We start from the raw sequence: 14,572 nt of genomic DNA, 5'->3' as shown, positions 1-14,572 counted from the left end.
CGCTGTCGGCATAGGCGCCGGCCGCCGCGAAAACCAGTTCGGCTCCGGCGTCATGCAGGGGTTTCGATCTAAGCCGCTATCGCAAGGGTCGGGAATGACGCTTGAGAGGTCACCCGGCCGGGTTCAGTCTTCCCAGATCGGCCCGCTCTTGCAGCGATAGCCGACAAAGCAGCTCGGCGTGTCGCGCGCCGGCACCCAGGCCGGGTCGGCATATTCGTCGAACTGGCAGAAGCCGCGATGGCGCACGAAGCGGTCATAGGTATGGCCGCCGGTGCCGAGCACGATCGCCCCATTGGCGCGGACGCTCTGCTGGTTGGCGACGCAGCTCCGTGCCGGCGTCTGCGGCCGGGCGAGCGCGGCGCCGGCGGCGAGCACCAGGACGAGCGACAAGAGGATCCGGCCCATCTTCGCCTCCGCTGCGGTTGAGCTTGCTGGCGATTGTAACACGCCGCGACCCCAAGCGTTCCCCAGCCTTGACGCCGCTGCCTGCATCGGCCATCGCTCCGGGCGACTTCACGACTGCCGGAGCCGCCTCATGTCGCTGACCGATCTCGCCGCCACCATCGACGCCGCCTGGGAGAACCGGGCCGAGATCGGCATTACGACGAAAGGCGCTGCGCGCGAGGCCGTCGAGCAGGCGATCGAGCTGCTCGATTCAGGCCAGGCACGCGTCGCCGAGAAGATCGGCGGCGAATGGGTCACGCATCAATGGCTGAAGAAGGCGGTGCTGCTTTCCTTCCGCCTGACCGACAACCAGATCATGGCGAACGGCCCGGGGGAGGGCGTGTTCTGGGACAAGGTGCCGTCGAAGTTCGAGGGCTGGGGCGAGAACCGCTTCCGCGCCGCGGGCTTCCGCGTCGTGCCGCCGGCGGCGGCGCGCAAAGGCTCCTATCTCGCCCCGAACGTCATCCTGATGCCGTCCTTCGTCAACATCGGCGCCTATGTCGATTCCGGCACCATGGTCGACACCTGGGCGACGGTCGGCTCCTGCGCCCAGATCGGCAAGAACGTCCATCTCTCCGGCGGCGTCGGCATCGGCGGTGTGCTCGAGCCGCTGCAGGCCAACCCGACCATCATCGAGGACAACTGCTTCATCGGCGCCCGCTCCGAGGTGGTCGAGGGCGTCGTCGTCGGCGAGGGTGCGGTGCTCGCCATGGGCGTCTTCATCTCGGCCACCACCAAGATCGTCGACCGCGCCACCGGCCAGGTCCATATCGGCAAGGTGCCGCCCTATTCGGTTGTGGTCGCGGGCTCGCTGCCCGGCAAGCCGCTCAACGACGGCACGCCCGGCCCCTCGCTCTACTGCGCCGTGATCGTCAAGACGGTCGACGCCCAGACCCGGGCGAAGACCGGCATCAACGACCTGCTGCGCGACTGAACCGGTAGATGAAGGGGCTGGGACGATGCGGTTTTCCTCATTGCGTGCCGGCCTCCTCGCCCTGATCGCGCTGCTTGCGCCGGCTGTCGCGGCCGAGCCGGTTTCGCTGACGCTGAAGCTGGTCGACGAGGCCGGCAAGCCGCTCGCCCGCCATGCCGTCCGCGTCGCCATAGGCTCCGATGCCGAGGTCAGCGCGCCCGGTGCCGGCAAGCGCCTGAGCAGCGACGCGAGGGGCGTCGTCCGCGCCAGCTTCGAGGCGTCGCCCGAGCGCCGCAGCATTTCCTCGACCAGCGCCTTCACCCGCCATGCGGCCGAGCATCTCGTCGTCGGCGTCGAGCTCGAGCTGCTCGGAAGGCGCGCCCTCTACAAGGTTCGGCTCGACCAGCTCCGCGCCGGCACGGTCGGCCAGATGGTCGCCTATCTCGCCGGCACGAACGGCCGTTTCGACGTGCCGCTGACCTTCCACGCGCAGACACATAGCTGGAGTTTGCCGGACGACCCGGCCGCCATGCGGCTCTCCGGCATCGGCGCGGAATTGAGGGCGCATGCGATGGAGGGCTCGCCCGGAACCGGGCGGACCATCGCGCTCACCATCGAGAAGCAGAGCTTCAAGCGGAGATAGCTTCTGGCTAACGGGTTGAGCCCGGAACCTCGCCGTCATTCCGGGGCAGGCCGAAGGCCTGAGCCCGGAACCCATGAACGCGAGACTTTTCCAGAAGGCAGTCTGTCGCTGCGCGGCCTCGATTTGTGTCGTGTTCATGGGTTCCGGGCTCGCTGCTGCGCAGCGCCCCGGAATGACGGCGAGTTGTCCATGGCAGCAGGCTGGCCTGACGCAGCCGCCGAGGCCAGCTTGCGCCTCACGCCGCCGGAGCGGGATTCGTCGTCGCGTCCGGGCCGGGGCTGGGCCGCAGTGGCTGGGCGGCCGGCGAGGCGGCGAGCGCATCGCGCAGCTTCTGCTCCTGCGAATGGTCGAGCGAGGTCTTCAGCACCACGCCGCCGGTGCCCTTGATCGCCTCGAGCACCTTGTCGGAGGTGATCTTCTGGATCAGCACGAACAGCGCCGCATTGCCGGGCTGCAGGTTGGTCGAGAGCTCCTTCATGAACTTGTCGTCGACGCCGTAATCGGTCAGCGCGCCGCCGAGCGCGCCGGAGGCGGCACCGATCGCCGCGCCGAACACCGGCATCAGGAAGATCGCGCCGATCAGCAGACCCCAGAAGCCGCCCGAGGCGGCGCCGAGCGCCGTGGTGTTGAGCAGCTGGTTGAGCTTGATCTTGCCGCCCTCATGCATCACCGCAATGGCGGCATCGCTGATCTGGATCAGGTACTCCTTCTGCAGCCCGATGATCTTCTGGCGCATTTCCTCGGCCTTGGCCTCGGTCGGATAGACGATGACGACGAGATCGGACATGGCGGTTCTCCTGCGGCGGGAATGCCAGCCTGACCATAGCTTGTGACAGGTTTGCGGCAACGGGCAGGTTGCGCCCTGCGGCGCCGAGGCTGGTTCCTGCCCGGCGAGGGGCGCGCCTACTCGCCCAGAACCTCTTTCGCCGCCGCCTTCGCCGCGCCGCGCAGCGGCAATTCCTTCATCCTGGCCAGGAACAGCAGGCACATGGCGAAGCCGACGAAGGTCGCCGCGAAGACGTAACTGAACAGCCGGACCATGGTCTCACGGTCGACGGCGCCGGCCTTCAGCGTCTCGGCCGAGAGCCCGGCGCCGCTTGCGCCCATGCCGCCGAGCACGATGGCGCCGAAGACGGCGACGATCAGCGCCCCGCCGATCTGCCGGAAGAAATTGGCCGTCGCGGTGGCGGTGCCGAGCTGGTGCATCGCGACCGCGTTCTGGATCGCGACGGTCGCGACCGGCAGCACCGTTCCGAAGCCGAGGCTGATCACGCAGAGCACCAGCGCGAAGGGCAGGAGCGGCAGCCGGCCGGCGAAGGCGGCGAGGACGGCGGTTCCCGCCAGCGCCACGGCGAGCCCCGCGATCGGCACCCGCTTGTAATGCGTCAGCTTCGTCATCGCCCGGCCCGAGGCGGTCGCGCCGACCACGGTGCCGCAGGTCAGCGGGATCAGCCCCAGTCCGGAATTGGCGGCCGACAGGCCGACGACCGTCTCGAAATAGAGCGGCAGGTAGATCGTCAGTCCGATGAAGGTGCCCATGCCGAAGCCGGCGGCGATGGTGCCGTCGCGCACCACCGGATTGGCGAGGATGGCGAGCGGGATCAGCGGCTCGGCCGCGACCCGCAGCCGCCAGCCGAAGCCGAGCCAGAGCACCAGCGAAAGCAGCACCAGCCCGAAGATCGGCCAGGAGGCCCAGGGGTAGAGCACGCCGCCCCAGGAGAGCGCGAGCAGCAGGGTCATCGTCGCACCGGTCATCAGCAGGGCGCCGAGCACGTCGAGCTGGTGCGGGCGTTCGTGGCGCGGCAGAAGCTTGAGCGCCTTGTCCGTCATCCAGTAGGCGGCGAGCCCGAGCGGCAGGTTGATCCAGAAGATCACCGACCAGTGCAGCGCTTCCGAGATCACGCCGCCGAGCACCGGGCCGAGCAGCGAGGAGGTGAAGAAGACGCTGGCGATGTAGACCTGATATTTCCCGCGCTCCTTCGGCGGCACCATGTCGCCGATGATGGTCTGGGCGAGCGCGATCAGCCCGCCGCCGCCGAGCCCCTGCACGAAGCGGGCGACGACCAGCAGCCAGAGCGAGGAGGCGAGCGCACAGGCGACAGAGCCGACGATGAAGATGACGATGCCGCCGAGCAGCGTCACCCGCCTTCCATGGATGTCGGCGAGCTTGCCGTAGAGCGGGGTCACCGCGGTCGAGGCCAGGAGATAGGAGGTCACCACCCAGGGCAGATGGGTGACGTCGCCGAGTTCGCGGCCGATCGTCGGCATCGCGGTCGCGACGATGGTCTGGTCGAGCGCCGCCAGGAACATCGCGAGCATGATGCCGATCAGGATCGAGCGGATATCGGCATGGCTCAGCGCAGCCGCCGGCTCCTCGGTCTCGACCCGCTTGTCCATCGGCACTGTGCCCGTCCTGTGAATTGGGAATGGCGGAACATAGTGAGCTGTTTCGCCATGCGCCAGTTGCGGGGGCGCAGGGCCGATCAGCGCTCCCGGCGCAGCGCATTTCGCGATTTATCGGTGCCGGTGCAGAATACCAGGGCGGTCGCTATGACAGCGCCATGGCGGAGGCTGCGATGCGCGCAGCGATATTCCTGGTTTTCATCCTCGTCCCCGGCGCCGCACTCGCGCAGGGGCTCGAGCTCACCGGCCGCTATGGCTATGCCGGGGAATGGGCGGTCACGGCAGCGCTTGCCGAGGAGAAGGCGGCCGGGCTCTGGCGCCGGCGCGAATTCGCCGGCGCTCTGCACCTGAAGCATCTCGCCATTTGCGGGCCGGGCGAGGTCTCGCAGAAGACCGGCTCGATCCGCCTCAGCCGCAACGGCCAGCGCTATGCCGCGAACCTCACCCTCGGGGATGATGTTTGCAAGGTCGCCGGCAGGCTCTCCGAGGACGGCGTCGCCTTCGCCGATTGCGGCAGGGCCGGCCAGATCCCGCTCAGGCTCTGGCTGAAATGAGGCGCTTGCTCTGGTGCCTGGCGCCGGCCCTGCTCGCGCCGGCCGTTCTGGCGAGCATGGCCGCCGCGGCCGATCGGCGGCCCTCGCTTTGCCTGCGCGAGGAGGAGGCGGTGTTCTCCTGTGCGGTCGGCGCCAGGATCGTCTCGCTCTGCGCCTCCGCCGATATCGGCCCCGGCAGCGGCACGCTGATCTACCGCTTCGGGCGCGAGGGGGCGCTGGAACTGACCTATCCCGATCCGCCCCGTCCGCCGGATGCAGCCTTCAGTGCCGCCGTCATCGGCGACGCCGGCTCTGCCGGCGACATTGTCCGCTTCTCCCGCGGCGATGCCACCTACGCGCTCTATTCGATCATCGTGAAGGGGCAGGGCGAGCGGAACGGCGTGCTGGTCACGCAGGCCGGCCGGCAAGCGGCCGACCTCAAATGCCGGGACTTTCCATTGGGCCGCGACGCCTGGGGCCTGATGTATCGCGCGAAGCTGCCCCGCGCTGTGCCGGCCGACCTCGATCCACGTTAGCTGCCACCTCTGCGTCCGGCGGACGGCAAGCGATCCAGAGCATCGGACCGAAAAGTGGAATCCGGTTTTCGGTTGAATCCGATGCTACAACAAAGAGCTAGATCGCCATCTCTGCGTCCGAATGGACGCACGGCGATCTAGAACTCCGCCAATCCCGCGACCGGAGCCCGCAGCGTCAGCACGATACCGTCCGGAGCATACTGGGTCTGGGCCTGGCCGCCGAAATAGCTGCCGAGCGCCTTCTCGATCATCTGCGATCCGAAACCGCGCCGGACGGGCGGCTCGACCGGCGGGCCGCCGCGCTCCTGCCAGCGGAAGTGCAGCTCCCCGTCCTCGATCTGCCACCCGGCTTCGACATGGCCGGCTTCATGCGACAAGGCCCCGTATTTCATGGCATTGGTGCCGAGCTCATGGGTGGCCAGCGCCATCGCCAGTGCGCATTTCGGCGAAAGCGCGAGGGCGGGCCCCGAAATTCTGATCCGCGTGCCGAAGCGATGCGGCGCCAGCACGGTCTCGACCAGTTGCTTCAGGTCGGCGCCATGCCGGCTCGCCGACATCAGCAGGTCCTGCGCCGCGCCGAGCGCCTGCAGGCGCTCGCTGAGCCGGGTCTTGGCGACTTCGGGCGGCTCGTCGCGCTGGCGCAGCGTCTGGTTGACGATGCCCTGGACCATGGCGAGCAGGTTCTTGATGCGGTGGTTGAGCTCGCTGGCGAGCGTGCGGTAGCGCTCCTCGCTGGCGCGCAGCTCGGTGATGTCGCGCGAGACCGAGAGGATCGCTTCAGGCGCTCCGTCCGACCCGATGATCGGCGAGACCTGCACGTCCCAGTAGCGCGGATTGCCGGCGGCGGTGTTGGCCGGGCCGTGGAAGCGGTAGCTCCTGCCCTCGCGTGCTGCCGCGAGCGCCGCCCGCGCCTCGTCCGAGTGGGCATCCTCCCAGAAATCGGGCCAGGCGCAGCCGCGGATCGCTTCGAAATCGACGACCTCCATCACCCGCTGGCCGCCTTCGCTCATGAAGCTCAGCCGGCCTTCGAGGTCGAGCACCTTGATGCAGTCCTCGGAAGCGGCGAGCACGGCGCTCATGAAGCGCGCATCCTTGTCAACCTGTGTCGGCACGAGCGCTTCCGATCCTTGCTTTTCGGCGGTGCAGTTCGACCGCTACAGCAATGCGTGTAAAACCGGCATGTCTTTTGACATGGCGCGGCCAGGTTCGCGCGGCGGGCAGCCAGATAATCGATCCCCCATGCTTCCCTTCTTGCGAGCCTTCACCCTGCCCGCCGCTGCCGGTTGACGCCGCCGCGCCGCATCGTCAGCTTGGCGCCACGCCCGAAGGAGCCTCGCCCATGGAAAGCCTGACGCCGCGCCAGCGCGAGATCGTGACGCTGGCCCGCAGCCAGGGCCGGGTCAGCGTCGAGGAACTGGCGGCGCGCTACGAGGTCAGCGTCCAGACCATCCGCAAGGACCTGAACCAGCTCTGCGAGCAGCGGGTGATGTCGCGCGTCCATGGCGGCGCTGTCGTCGCCTCCAGCGTCGAGAACCTCGCCTATGAGGCGCGCCGCTTCATCGCCGGCGAGGAGAAGGCTGCGATCGGCCGCGCCGCCGCCGCGCTGATCCCCAACGACGCCTCGCTGTTCATCAATATCGGCACGACCACCGAGGAGGTCGCCCGCGCGTTGACCGACCATCAGGGCCTGCTGGTGATCACCAACAACCTGCATGTCGCGACGCTGCTCTACCCGCATCCGCGCATCGAGGTCATCGTCGCCGGCGGTCCGGTCCGGCGTTCGGACGGCGGCGTCATCGGCGCGGCGGCGGTCGATCTCATCCGCCAGTTCAAGGTCGACTATGCCGTAATCGGCACCTCGGCCATCGACGAGGACGGCGCGCTGCTCGATTTCGACTTTCGCGAGGTCAGGGTTTCGCAGGCGATCATCGAGAATGCCCGGCAATGCCTGCTCGTCGCCGACAGCACCAAGCTCGAGCGCTCCGCCCCCGTCCGCATCGGCCATCTGCGCGATGTCGACGTCTTCGTCACCGATCGGCTGCAATCGTCCTCCCTGCGCGAGCTCTGCCGCAACGAGGAGGTCGCGGTGATCGAGACGGCGAAGGAGGCCGCCACCCGGCCGCCGGACGGCGACCCGGACTGAACCTTCGCGCGGCATGAGCGGAGGCGAAATGAAAAGCGAAACTTGAACTTTCGTTTTAATTTCGTTTTTCCGTTGCGCGCAAGTAAGGCGCGCCTTATTTTGAGGCCGGGATGGCGATCGCATCTGCCCTCCGGGAGGAAGATCCGTGACGGCTCCGGTTTTCGACATCGCCATCATCGGCGGCGGCGTGAATGGCTGCGGCATCGCCCGCGATGCCGCAGGGCGCGGCGCCTCCGTCGTCCTGTTCGAGCAGGGAGACCTTGCCGGCGCCACCTCCTCGGCCTCGACCAAGCTGATCCATGGCGGCCTGCGCTATCTCGAGCATTACGAGTTCCGGCTGGTGCGCGAGGCCCTCACCGAGCGCGAGGTGATCTGGCGCGCCGCGCCGCATATCGTCTGGCCGCTGCGCTTCGTTCTGCCGCATCATCAGGGGCTGCGGCCCTGGTGGCTGCTGCGGCTCGGCCTTTTCCTCTACGACCATCTCGGCGGCCGCCATCTGCTGCCGGCGACGCGTTCGCTCGATCTGCGGCAGGACGCGGCCGGGGAGCCATTGCAGCCGCGCTTCCGCCGTGCCTTCGAATATTCCGATTGCTGGGTCGAGGATGCGCGTCTCGTCGTGCTCAACGCCCGTGACGCCGCCGAGCGCGGGGCCCGCATCCTGACGCGAACGAAGGTCGTCGGCGCGCGCCGGCAGGGCGATCACTGGCTGGTGACGACGGAAGACCGCGAGGGCACCCGCGCCGAGACCTCGGCCCGCACTCTGGTCAATGCCGCCGGACCCTGGGTCGCCGATGTGCTCAACGGCATCGTGCCGAGCGAGCGGCCGGCCTCGGTCAGGCTGGTTCAGGGCAGCCATATCGTCGTGCCGCGCCTGTTCGAGCATGAGCGCTGCTACATCTTCCAGAACGGCGACGGCCGCATCGTCTTCGCCATCCCCTATGAGGGCAATTTCACGCTGATCGGCACCACCGACAGGGATTATCGCGGTGATCCGGCCAAGGTCGCCGCCAGCGAGGACGAGATCGCCTATCTCTGCGCCGCGGCCGGCGAATATTTCCGCCGCGAGATCCGGCGCGACGACGTGGTCTGGACCTATTCCGGCGTGCGCCCGCTTTATGACGACGGCGCCAGCAAGGCCCAGGAGGCGACGCGCGACTATGTGCTGGCGCTCGACGAGCCGGCGGGCACGGCCCCGCTGCTCTCGGTCTTCGGCGGCAAGATCACCACCTCGCGCCGCCTTGCCGAGGCGGCGGTGGCGAAGCTCGCCGCCGCCGTGCCGGCCCTGCGCGCGCCACCCTGGACGGCCGGCGCCCCCTTGCCGGGTGGCGATTTTCCGGTCGAGGGCTTCGAGGCGCTGGTCGAGCGGCTCTGCGCGGCGCGGCCCTGGCTCGAGCGCAGGCTGGCGCGCCGGCTGGCCCGCGCCTATGGCACCCGCACCGAGGCGCTGCTCGAAGGCGCCAGGGAGATGGGCGACCTTGGCCGCGTCTTCGGCGCCGACCTGACCGAGCGCGAGGTTGCCTGGCTGATGGCGCAGGAATGGGCGCTGACTGCGGAGGACGTGCTATTCCGGCGCAGCAAGCTCGGACTGCGCTTCTCGCCCGAGCAGCGCCGTGCGCTCGACGACTACATGGCGGCGCAGATGGCCAGGCCGCCGGTCATGGCGCTGCAGGCGGAGCCGCGCTGAACGCGACCCCGTTCGCCGCCTGCTCTATTGTACGGCGGCCGGATCCATCCACATCACCTCCCAGACATGGCCGTCGAGGTCTCGGAAGGCATGGGCGTACATGAAGCCGTGATCCTGCGGCTCGCTGAAGGTGCTGCCACCCGCCGCGAGCGCCGCCTTGACGATGGCATCCACCGCCTCGCGGTTGTCGCGCGAGAGCGCGATCAGCACCTCGATCGCCTGGTTCGTATCGGCGACCGGCTTCGGCGAGAAGCTGGCGAATTTCTCATGGGTCAGCAGCATGGCGAAGATCGTGTCGCTGATCACCATGCAGGCGGCGGTCTCGTCGGTGAACTGCGGGTTGAAGGAGAAGCCGAGCGCCTTGAAGAAGTCCATCGACTTCGCAAGGTCCTTCACCGGCAGGTTGACGAAGATCATCTGGGGCATTGCGTGCTCCTTGGGCAGGCACCGTCTTTTCGGGTGGATCGGCCAGTGGGCCGGGCGGATGTGGCAAGGCTATGACATGGCGCGCAGCGTCTGCCTGAGCCGCTCCGGTTCCGGATCGGCGAGGCGGGCATCGACCGCGTCATGCGTGCGCCGCCAGATCGGCACGGCCTCCGCCAGCAGCGCAATTCCCTCGGGCGTAATCGCCAGCAGCCGGCTGCGGCGATCCTTCTTTCCGGGCGCGACGTTGACCAGCCCGCGCCGCTCCAGCGGCTTCAGCGCGGCGGTCAGCGTGGTGCGGTCCATGCCGAGCAGGCTCGCCACCGGCGCGATGCTCGGCGGCTCCGGCCGGTTCAGCGACATCAGCAGCGAGAACTGCTGGTTGGTCAGCCCGAGTGGCCGCAGCGCCTCGTCGAACAGCCGCGCCAGCGTGCGCGCCGCGCGCTGCATGTGCAGGCACAGGCAATGGTCGCGGACATGCAGCGTGACCGTGAAGGGGACCGGCGATTCGGCCGGCATGGCGGCTGATTTTGACATTGTTCAATTATGTTGATATCAACTCACAATGTCAAGGTCTGGGGCGCATTTGCTGGAGGAGAAAACCATGCAGCATCATCAGCTTGCCTCGAAAACCGAATGGCTGGCGGCGCGCCGGGCGCTGCTGGCGCGGGAGAAGGAATTCACCCGCCTGCGGGACGAGATCAACGCCGAGCGCCTGGCGCTGCCCTGGGTCAGGGTCGAGAAGGATTATGTCTTCGAGACCCCGGCCGGCAGGCGCGGCCTCGCGGAGCTGTTCGACGGCCGCAGCCAGCTCGTGATCTATCATTTCATGTTCGGGCCGGACTGGGAGGCGGGCTGCCCCGGCTGCTCCTTCATGGCCGATCATTTCGACGGTACCTTGCCGCATCTCAACAATCACGACGTCACGCTGGTCGCGGTCTCGCGGGCGCCGCTCGCCAGGATCGAGGCCTACAAGCAGCGCATGGGCTGGACCTTCCCCTGGGTTTCGTCCTTCGGCAGCGACTTCAATTTCGACTTCCACGTCTCCTTCACCAAGGAGGAACTGGCGAGCGGCCAGGTCGAGTACAATTTCACACAAACGCCGACCGAACAGGCCTTCGACGAGCTGCCGGGGATGAGCGCCTTCATCCGCGACGAGCAGGGCGAGGTGTTCCACACTTACTCCTCCTATGCCCGCGGTGGCGAGGAACTGCTCTCGACGCTGATGATCCTCGACCGCGCGCCCAAGGGCCGCAACGAGACCTCGACGCTGAGCTTCGTCAAACGCCATGACGAATACGAGGAGCAGCCCAGGGCACATGCCTGCTGCGCCGCCTGAGGGCGGCGAACCACGGAACGCGCGCATAGGGTTGGTAGGGTCGTCCGTCTCCGGAAGGGCACGGACTTGGGGCGCGCGATTTCACTGCGATGACGACGGCCGATGCCGTCATTGCGAGGAGGCGAAGCCGACGAAGCAATCCAGGGACCGTCGAGCGAGACGGCTGGATTGCTTCGCTGCGCTCGCAATGACGGGCGGTCGTCGCGCTACGCCCGCGCCACTGTCGCCCGCTGCACGATCCCGGCGAGCTCCGGCGAGGGCTCTAGCGTGCCGAAGACATAGCCCCAGTCGGCGTCGAGCCGCGAGCGGCAGAAGCTCTCGAACACCGCCTCGTCGGCGTGCTTGCGCAATTCCGAGGCCTGCAGCGCATAGGCCATCAGATTGGCGAGACGGCGGCCATGGCCATCGTCATTGCGCGGCTTTGCGACTTCCGTGCCGAGCCGATCGAGCCAGCGGTCGAGCGCCCGGTTCGCCCCGCGCGCGCTGCCGACCTCGGTCATGAAGGCCTCCTTGGTGCGGGGATCCCGGTTGAAGGAGCGCAGCACGTCCATGCACATCATGTTCGAGGTGCCCTCCCAGATCGCGTTGAGCGGCGCCTCGCGATAGAGCCGCGCCATCGGGTTCTCCTCGATGAAGCCGTTGCCACCATGGCATTCCAGCGCCTCGACGACGAAGGCGGCGGCGCGCTTGCAGTTCCAGAACTTGGCGAGCGGCGTCGAGACCCGCGCGACATGGCGCTCCTGCTCGGAGCTCTCTATCGCGTCGGTCGCAGCGGCGACGCGGAAGGCCATCAGCGTCGAGGCTTCGGAATCGATCGCAAGATCGGCGAGGATATTGGTCATCATCGGCTGCTCGGCCAGCGAAGAACCGAAGCCCCGGCGCGACTGGGTGTGGTTCAGCGCCAGGGTCAGCGCCTGGCGCATCAGTCCGGCCGAGCCGATCGCGAAGTCGAGCCGCGTCAGATGGGCGTGGCTGAGGATCTCCTTGATGCCCGAGCCTTCCTCGCCGACGAGCCAGCCGAGGCATTCGCGGAATTCGACCTCGGAGGAGGCGTTCGAGCGGTTGCCGGCCTTGTCCTTCAGCCGCTGGATCTGCAGCCGGTTGCGGCTGCCATCGGGCAGGAAGCCCGGGCAGAACAGGCAGGAGACGCCGCTCTCCGTGCGTGCCAGGGTGAAGAACCCGTCCGATTGCGGCACCGAGAAGAACCATTTGTGCCCGGTGATCAGGTAGACCCGGCCCTCCGGCGTATCCTCGAGATAGCGCGCCGTGGTCTGGGTCTGGCGCAGGTCCGAGCCGCCCTGTTTCTCGGTCATCGCATAGCCGATGCTGGCGCCGCTCTTCTGCGCCACCGGCAGCGGCCGCTTGTCGTAGCGGCCGGAGGTGATCTTCTCGCGCCAGAGCGCGAACTCGGGCTGGGCGAGGCCGGGGAAGGCTGCATAGGTCATGCCGGTCGGGCACCCCGTCCCGTGCTCGACCTGGTTCCAGAGATAGGACATCACGGCGCGCGCCGCATGCCCGTTCGGCTCCTTTGTCGTCCAGGCGAGCGACGGCACCTCATGGGCGAAGGCGAGGCCCATCAGTTCGTGCCAGGCCGGGTGGAACTCGATCCAGTCGGTGCGGTTGCCGAAGCGGTCATGGCTCTTCAGTTCCGGGCCATGTTTGTTGGCGAGCCGCGCCAGTTCCTGCACCTCGGCATCGCCGGCATGGGCGCCGAGCGCCGCGGCCTTGCCCGCCGCCCAGGGCGCGAGTCGCGCCACGACGCCCTGCAGCACGGCATCGTCGGAGAAGGCGTTCCAGCCGGTAGCCGGGCGGGCCTGGTTGAGGACCTGATGGGTGGCGGTGGGGTGGGCGTTCATGAGGGCGCTCGCGTCATGCTCGCCCTTGTGGCGAGCATCCACGTCTTGCGACGCGGACAAGGTGAAGACGTGGATGGTCGGGACAGGCTCGACCATGACGAATTGGGGCGCTACTCGGCTGCCACTTTAGCCGGCACCATCCGCTCCGGCACCTCGCACCCCGTGACGCAGCAGCGCCCGGGCTGCTTCGAGACCCGCGAGCCGTCCGCCAGCACGCCGCGGTCGAGCAGGCTTTCGACCAGCTCGACCTTCTCCATCACCGGATAATTGCGCCAGATCTCGCGCTTCATCGCTTCGGGCGAGCCGCCGCCATGCAGCGAGATCACCGAATACCAGCCGGCCTCCTTCGAGACGGTGAGGTCCTCGATGAAGCGCGCCACCTCTGCCCGCTGCTCATAGGGCACGTCCGGCCGCCCGGTCAGCACGGCGGCGAGCGAGGCAGCGGTCTCCGGGTTGTGGTCCTCGTCCGGTCCGGGCAGGGCGACGATCAGCCCGCCCGAGACGTAATGGGCGATGCGGTGCATGTCGTAGATCTTGGTCGCCAGCAGCAGCTTGCCGATATTGGCGAAGACAGTGTCGGGCATCGCCACGCCGGACGCATCCTTCTGGCAGTAGACCGAGGCCGCGACGCCGCAGGCGAAAAAGCTCTCGGTGATGGTGATCAGCTCGACCATCTGCTCGCGGACATGGGAATGGCGGTCGGCGTCGAGCCCGTTGGCCTCGATCATCAGCGCGCCGGCGCCGATCAAAAGGTCGCCGAAGCCGGCCCGCGCCCCGATGCAGCTATGGCGGTGATGGCTGGCATAGCTGGTGGTGAGATAGCCGGCCTCTTCGATCTCGCCGGCCATGAACACCCGGTCCCAGGGCACGAAGACGTCGTCGAACATCACGGCGCCGGTCGACTGGCCGTATTTCGCCGAGAATTTCGCCGCCGGATCGCCCGGCCGCCCGGCGGGCCGCGCTACGATAGTCAGCCCTTCCGCATCGCAGGGCACGGCGCAGCAGAGCGCGAAATCCTCGTCGCCCGGCGCATGGGTGCGGCAGGGCATCACCAGGAATTCATGCATATAGGGCGCGCCGGTGACGATTGCCTTGGTGCCGCGAATGACGATGCCGTCCTTCCGCCGCTCCTTGATGTGGACGTAGGCATCGCGGTTGGCCTGGGCGCCCGGCCGCTTGGCCCGGTCGCCCTTGGCGTCGGTCATCGCGACGCCGAGCGTCAGGTCCCGGTCCTGGACGTCGTGCAGATAGGAAAGGAAGCGCTGGCTGTAGTCGCTGCCATGATTGGCGTCGGCCCGCGTCGTCGCCTGCAGGATGCCGCCGAGCGCGTCATGCGTCAGATAGCGCTGGGCGCAGCCCGAGATCTTGCAGACCAGCCGCACCGCCTCGAGCTTCGCCAAAAGGTCGCTGGAGCTCTGGTCGACATGCAGCATGCGGTTGACGGTCTTGCCCGAACTCGTCTGCAGCGCGGTCATGATCGGCAGATAGCGCTCGTCATGGGCGAGGTCGTAGGTGACGCCCACCGCATTGATGCCGGGTGCCAGCAGGGGCTCGTCGGCGACGCTTTCGACGCGCTGGCCGTTGACGAAGACCCGGGGGCGATAGCTCCGGAGCGATTCGCGATAGCCGGCGGCGTCCATCAGCATGGCGTCATC

15 protein-coding genes are annotated in these 14,572 nt (G+C 67.9%); 7 read left to right on the top strand and 8 right to left on the bottom strand.

Annotation, left to right across the window (positions count from 1 at the left end):
* Window positions 1–123 precede the first annotated feature (123 nt).
* Window positions 124–405, bottom strand: coding sequence for a hypothetical protein (locus V6M56_RS17710; protein ID WP_332685480.1), 282 nt, complete (start codon window positions 403–405; stop codon window positions 124–126).
* A gap of 130 nt (window positions 406–535) precedes the next feature.
* Here V6M56_RS17710 and dapD point away from each other — a divergent pair, with 130 nt between their 5' ends.
* Window positions 536–1,378, top strand: coding sequence for a 2,3,4,5-tetrahydropyridine-2,6-dicarboxylate N-succinyltransferase (gene dapD, locus V6M56_RS17705; RefSeq protein ID WP_332685479.1), 843 nt, complete (start codon window positions 536–538; stop codon window positions 1,376–1,378).
* Between the two features lie 25 nt (window positions 1,379–1,403).
* Window positions 1,404–2,000, top strand: a complete 597-nt coding sequence (locus V6M56_RS17700) for a hypothetical protein (protein WP_332685478.1) — start codon at window positions 1,404–1,406, stop codon at window positions 1,998–2,000.
* Between the two features lie 235 nt (window positions 2,001–2,235).
* On the opposite strand, the gene V6M56_RS17695 is transcribed toward V6M56_RS17700, so the two are convergent.
* Both V6M56_RS17695 and V6M56_RS17690 read right to left on the bottom strand, forming a co-directional pair.
* Complete coding sequence (locus V6M56_RS17695; RefSeq protein WP_332685477.1) at window positions 2,236–2,787, bottom strand: DUF1269 domain-containing protein; 552 nt, start codon at window positions 2,785–2,787, stop codon at window positions 2,236–2,238.
* Window positions 2,788–2,903: 116 nt separating this feature from the next.
* Window positions 2,904–4,397, bottom strand: coding sequence for an MDR family MFS transporter (locus tag V6M56_RS17690; RefSeq protein ID WP_332685502.1), 1,494 nt, complete (start codon window positions 4,395–4,397; stop codon window positions 2,904–2,906).
* A 179-nt stretch (window positions 4,398–4,576) separates the two neighbouring features.
* Between V6M56_RS17690 and V6M56_RS17685 the strand changes: the two genes are divergently transcribed.
* Together V6M56_RS17685 and V6M56_RS17680 are read left to right on the top strand one after the other, a co-directional pair.
* Window positions 4,577–4,957: a hypothetical protein gene (locus V6M56_RS17685; protein WP_332685476.1), complete on the top strand. Its 381-nt coding sequence runs from the start codon at window positions 4,577–4,579 to the stop codon at window positions 4,955–4,957.
* Window positions 4,954–5,472, top strand: a complete 519-nt coding sequence (locus V6M56_RS17680; protein ID WP_332685475.1) for a hypothetical protein — start codon at window positions 4,954–4,956, stop codon at window positions 5,470–5,472. The genes V6M56_RS17685 and V6M56_RS17680 overlap by 4 nt, the downstream gene beginning before the upstream one ends.
* A gap of 137 nt (window positions 5,473–5,609) precedes the next feature.
* Here the strand turns inward: V6M56_RS17680 and V6M56_RS17675 are convergent, their stop codons facing one another.
* On the bottom strand, window positions 5,610–6,584 hold the full coding sequence (locus V6M56_RS17675) for an HWE histidine kinase domain-containing protein (protein ID WP_332685474.1): 975 nt from the start codon (window positions 6,582–6,584) through the stop codon (window positions 5,610–5,612).
* Between the two features lie 227 nt (window positions 6,585–6,811).
* Here V6M56_RS17675 and V6M56_RS17670 point away from each other — a divergent pair, with 227 nt between their 5' ends.
* Both V6M56_RS17670 and glpD read left to right on the top strand, forming a co-directional pair.
* Window positions 6,812–7,615: a DeoR/GlpR family DNA-binding transcription regulator gene (locus V6M56_RS17670; protein WP_332685473.1), complete on the top strand. Its 804-nt coding sequence runs from the start codon at window positions 6,812–6,814 to the stop codon at window positions 7,613–7,615.
* A gap of 145 nt (window positions 7,616–7,760) precedes the next feature.
* Complete coding sequence (gene glpD / locus V6M56_RS17665; RefSeq protein WP_332685472.1) at window positions 7,761–9,299, top strand: glycerol-3-phosphate dehydrogenase; 1,539 nt, start codon at window positions 7,761–7,763, stop codon at window positions 9,297–9,299.
* A 24-nt stretch (window positions 9,300–9,323) separates the two neighbouring features.
* On the opposite strand, the gene V6M56_RS17660 is transcribed toward glpD, so the two are convergent.
* On the bottom strand, window positions 9,324–9,725 hold the full coding sequence (locus V6M56_RS17660) for a VOC family protein (RefSeq protein ID WP_332685471.1): 402 nt from the start codon (window positions 9,723–9,725) through the stop codon (window positions 9,324–9,326).
* A 69-nt stretch (window positions 9,726–9,794) separates the two neighbouring features.
* Entirely contained in the window at window positions 9,795–10,241 is a 447-nt protein-coding gene (locus V6M56_RS17655) for a MarR family winged helix-turn-helix transcriptional regulator (protein WP_332685470.1), read from the bottom strand.
* An 85-nt stretch (window positions 10,242–10,326) separates the two neighbouring features.
* Here V6M56_RS17655 and V6M56_RS17650 point away from each other — a divergent pair, with 85 nt between their 5' ends.
* Window positions 10,327–11,061 carry a DUF899 domain-containing protein gene (locus tag V6M56_RS17650; protein ID WP_332685469.1) on the top strand — a complete coding sequence of 245 codons (735 nt, stop codon included), beginning with the start codon at window positions 10,327–10,329 and terminating at the stop codon, window positions 11,059–11,061.
* Window positions 11,062–11,267: 206 nt separating this feature from the next.
* Here the strand turns inward: V6M56_RS17650 and V6M56_RS17645 are convergent, their stop codons facing one another.
* On the bottom strand, window positions 11,268–12,917 hold the full coding sequence (locus V6M56_RS17645) for an acyl-CoA dehydrogenase family protein (protein WP_332685468.1): 1,650 nt from the start codon (window positions 12,915–12,917) through the stop codon (window positions 11,268–11,270).
* A gap of 110 nt (window positions 12,918–13,027) precedes the next feature.
* Window positions 13,028–14,563, bottom strand: a complete 1,536-nt coding sequence (locus V6M56_RS17640; RefSeq protein WP_332685467.1) for a 4-hydroxyphenylacetate 3-hydroxylase family protein — start codon at window positions 14,561–14,563, stop codon at window positions 13,028–13,030.
* Window positions 14,564–14,572 lie beyond the last annotated feature (9 nt).

The sequence above is a fragment of the Allobosea sp. genome (assembly GCF_036675845.1).
Taxonomy (GTDB): domain Bacteria; phylum Pseudomonadota; class Alphaproteobacteria; order Rhizobiales; family Beijerinckiaceae; genus Allobosea.
This window is presented reverse-complemented; position numbering and strand designations above follow the sequence as displayed.

Bases quoted from the DNA above. Each gene is read 5' to 3' on its own strand.
- V6M56_RS17710 (WP_332685480.1), bottom strand. From the start codon at position 405: ATGGGCCGGATCCTCTTGTCGCTCGTCCTGGTGCTCGCCGCCGGCGCC.
- dapD (WP_332685479.1), top strand. From the start codon at position 536: ATGTCGCTGACCGATCTCGCCGCCACCATCGACGCCGCCTGGGAGAAC.
- V6M56_RS17700 (WP_332685478.1), top strand. From the start codon at position 1,404: ATGCGGTTTTCCTCATTGCGTGCCGGCCTCCTCGCCCTGATCGCGCTG.
- V6M56_RS17695 (WP_332685477.1), bottom strand. From the start codon at position 2,787: ATGTCCGATCTCGTCGTCATCGTCTATCCGACCGAGGCCAAGGCCGAG.
- V6M56_RS17690 (WP_332685502.1), bottom strand. From the start codon at position 4,397: ATGGACAAGCGGGTCGAGACCGAGGAGCCGGCGGCTGCGCTGAGCCAT.
- V6M56_RS17685 (WP_332685476.1), top strand. From the start codon at position 4,577: ATGCGCGCAGCGATATTCCTGGTTTTCATCCTCGTCCCCGGCGCCGCA.
- V6M56_RS17680 (WP_332685475.1), top strand. From the start codon at position 4,954: ATGAGGCGCTTGCTCTGGTGCCTGGCGCCGGCCCTGCTCGCGCCGGCC.
- V6M56_RS17670 (WP_332685473.1), top strand. From the start codon at position 6,812: ATGGAAAGCCTGACGCCGCGCCAGCGCGAGATCGTGACGCTGGCCCGC.
- V6M56_RS17660 (WP_332685471.1), bottom strand. From the start codon at position 9,725: ATGCCCCAGATGATCTTCGTCAACCTGCCGGTGAAGGACCTTGCGAAG.
- V6M56_RS17655 (WP_332685470.1), bottom strand. From the start codon at position 10,241: ATGCCGGCCGAATCGCCGGTCCCCTTCACGGTCACGCTGCATGTCCGC.
- V6M56_RS17650 (WP_332685469.1), top strand. From the start codon at position 10,327: ATGCAGCATCATCAGCTTGCCTCGAAAACCGAATGGCTGGCGGCGCGC.
- V6M56_RS17645 (WP_332685468.1), bottom strand. From the start codon at position 12,917: ATGAACGCCCACCCCACCGCCACCCATCAGGTCCTCAACCAGGCCCGC.
- V6M56_RS17640 (WP_332685467.1), bottom strand. From the start codon at position 14,563: ATGCTGATGGACGCCGCCGGCTATCGCGAATCGCTCCGGAGCTATCGC.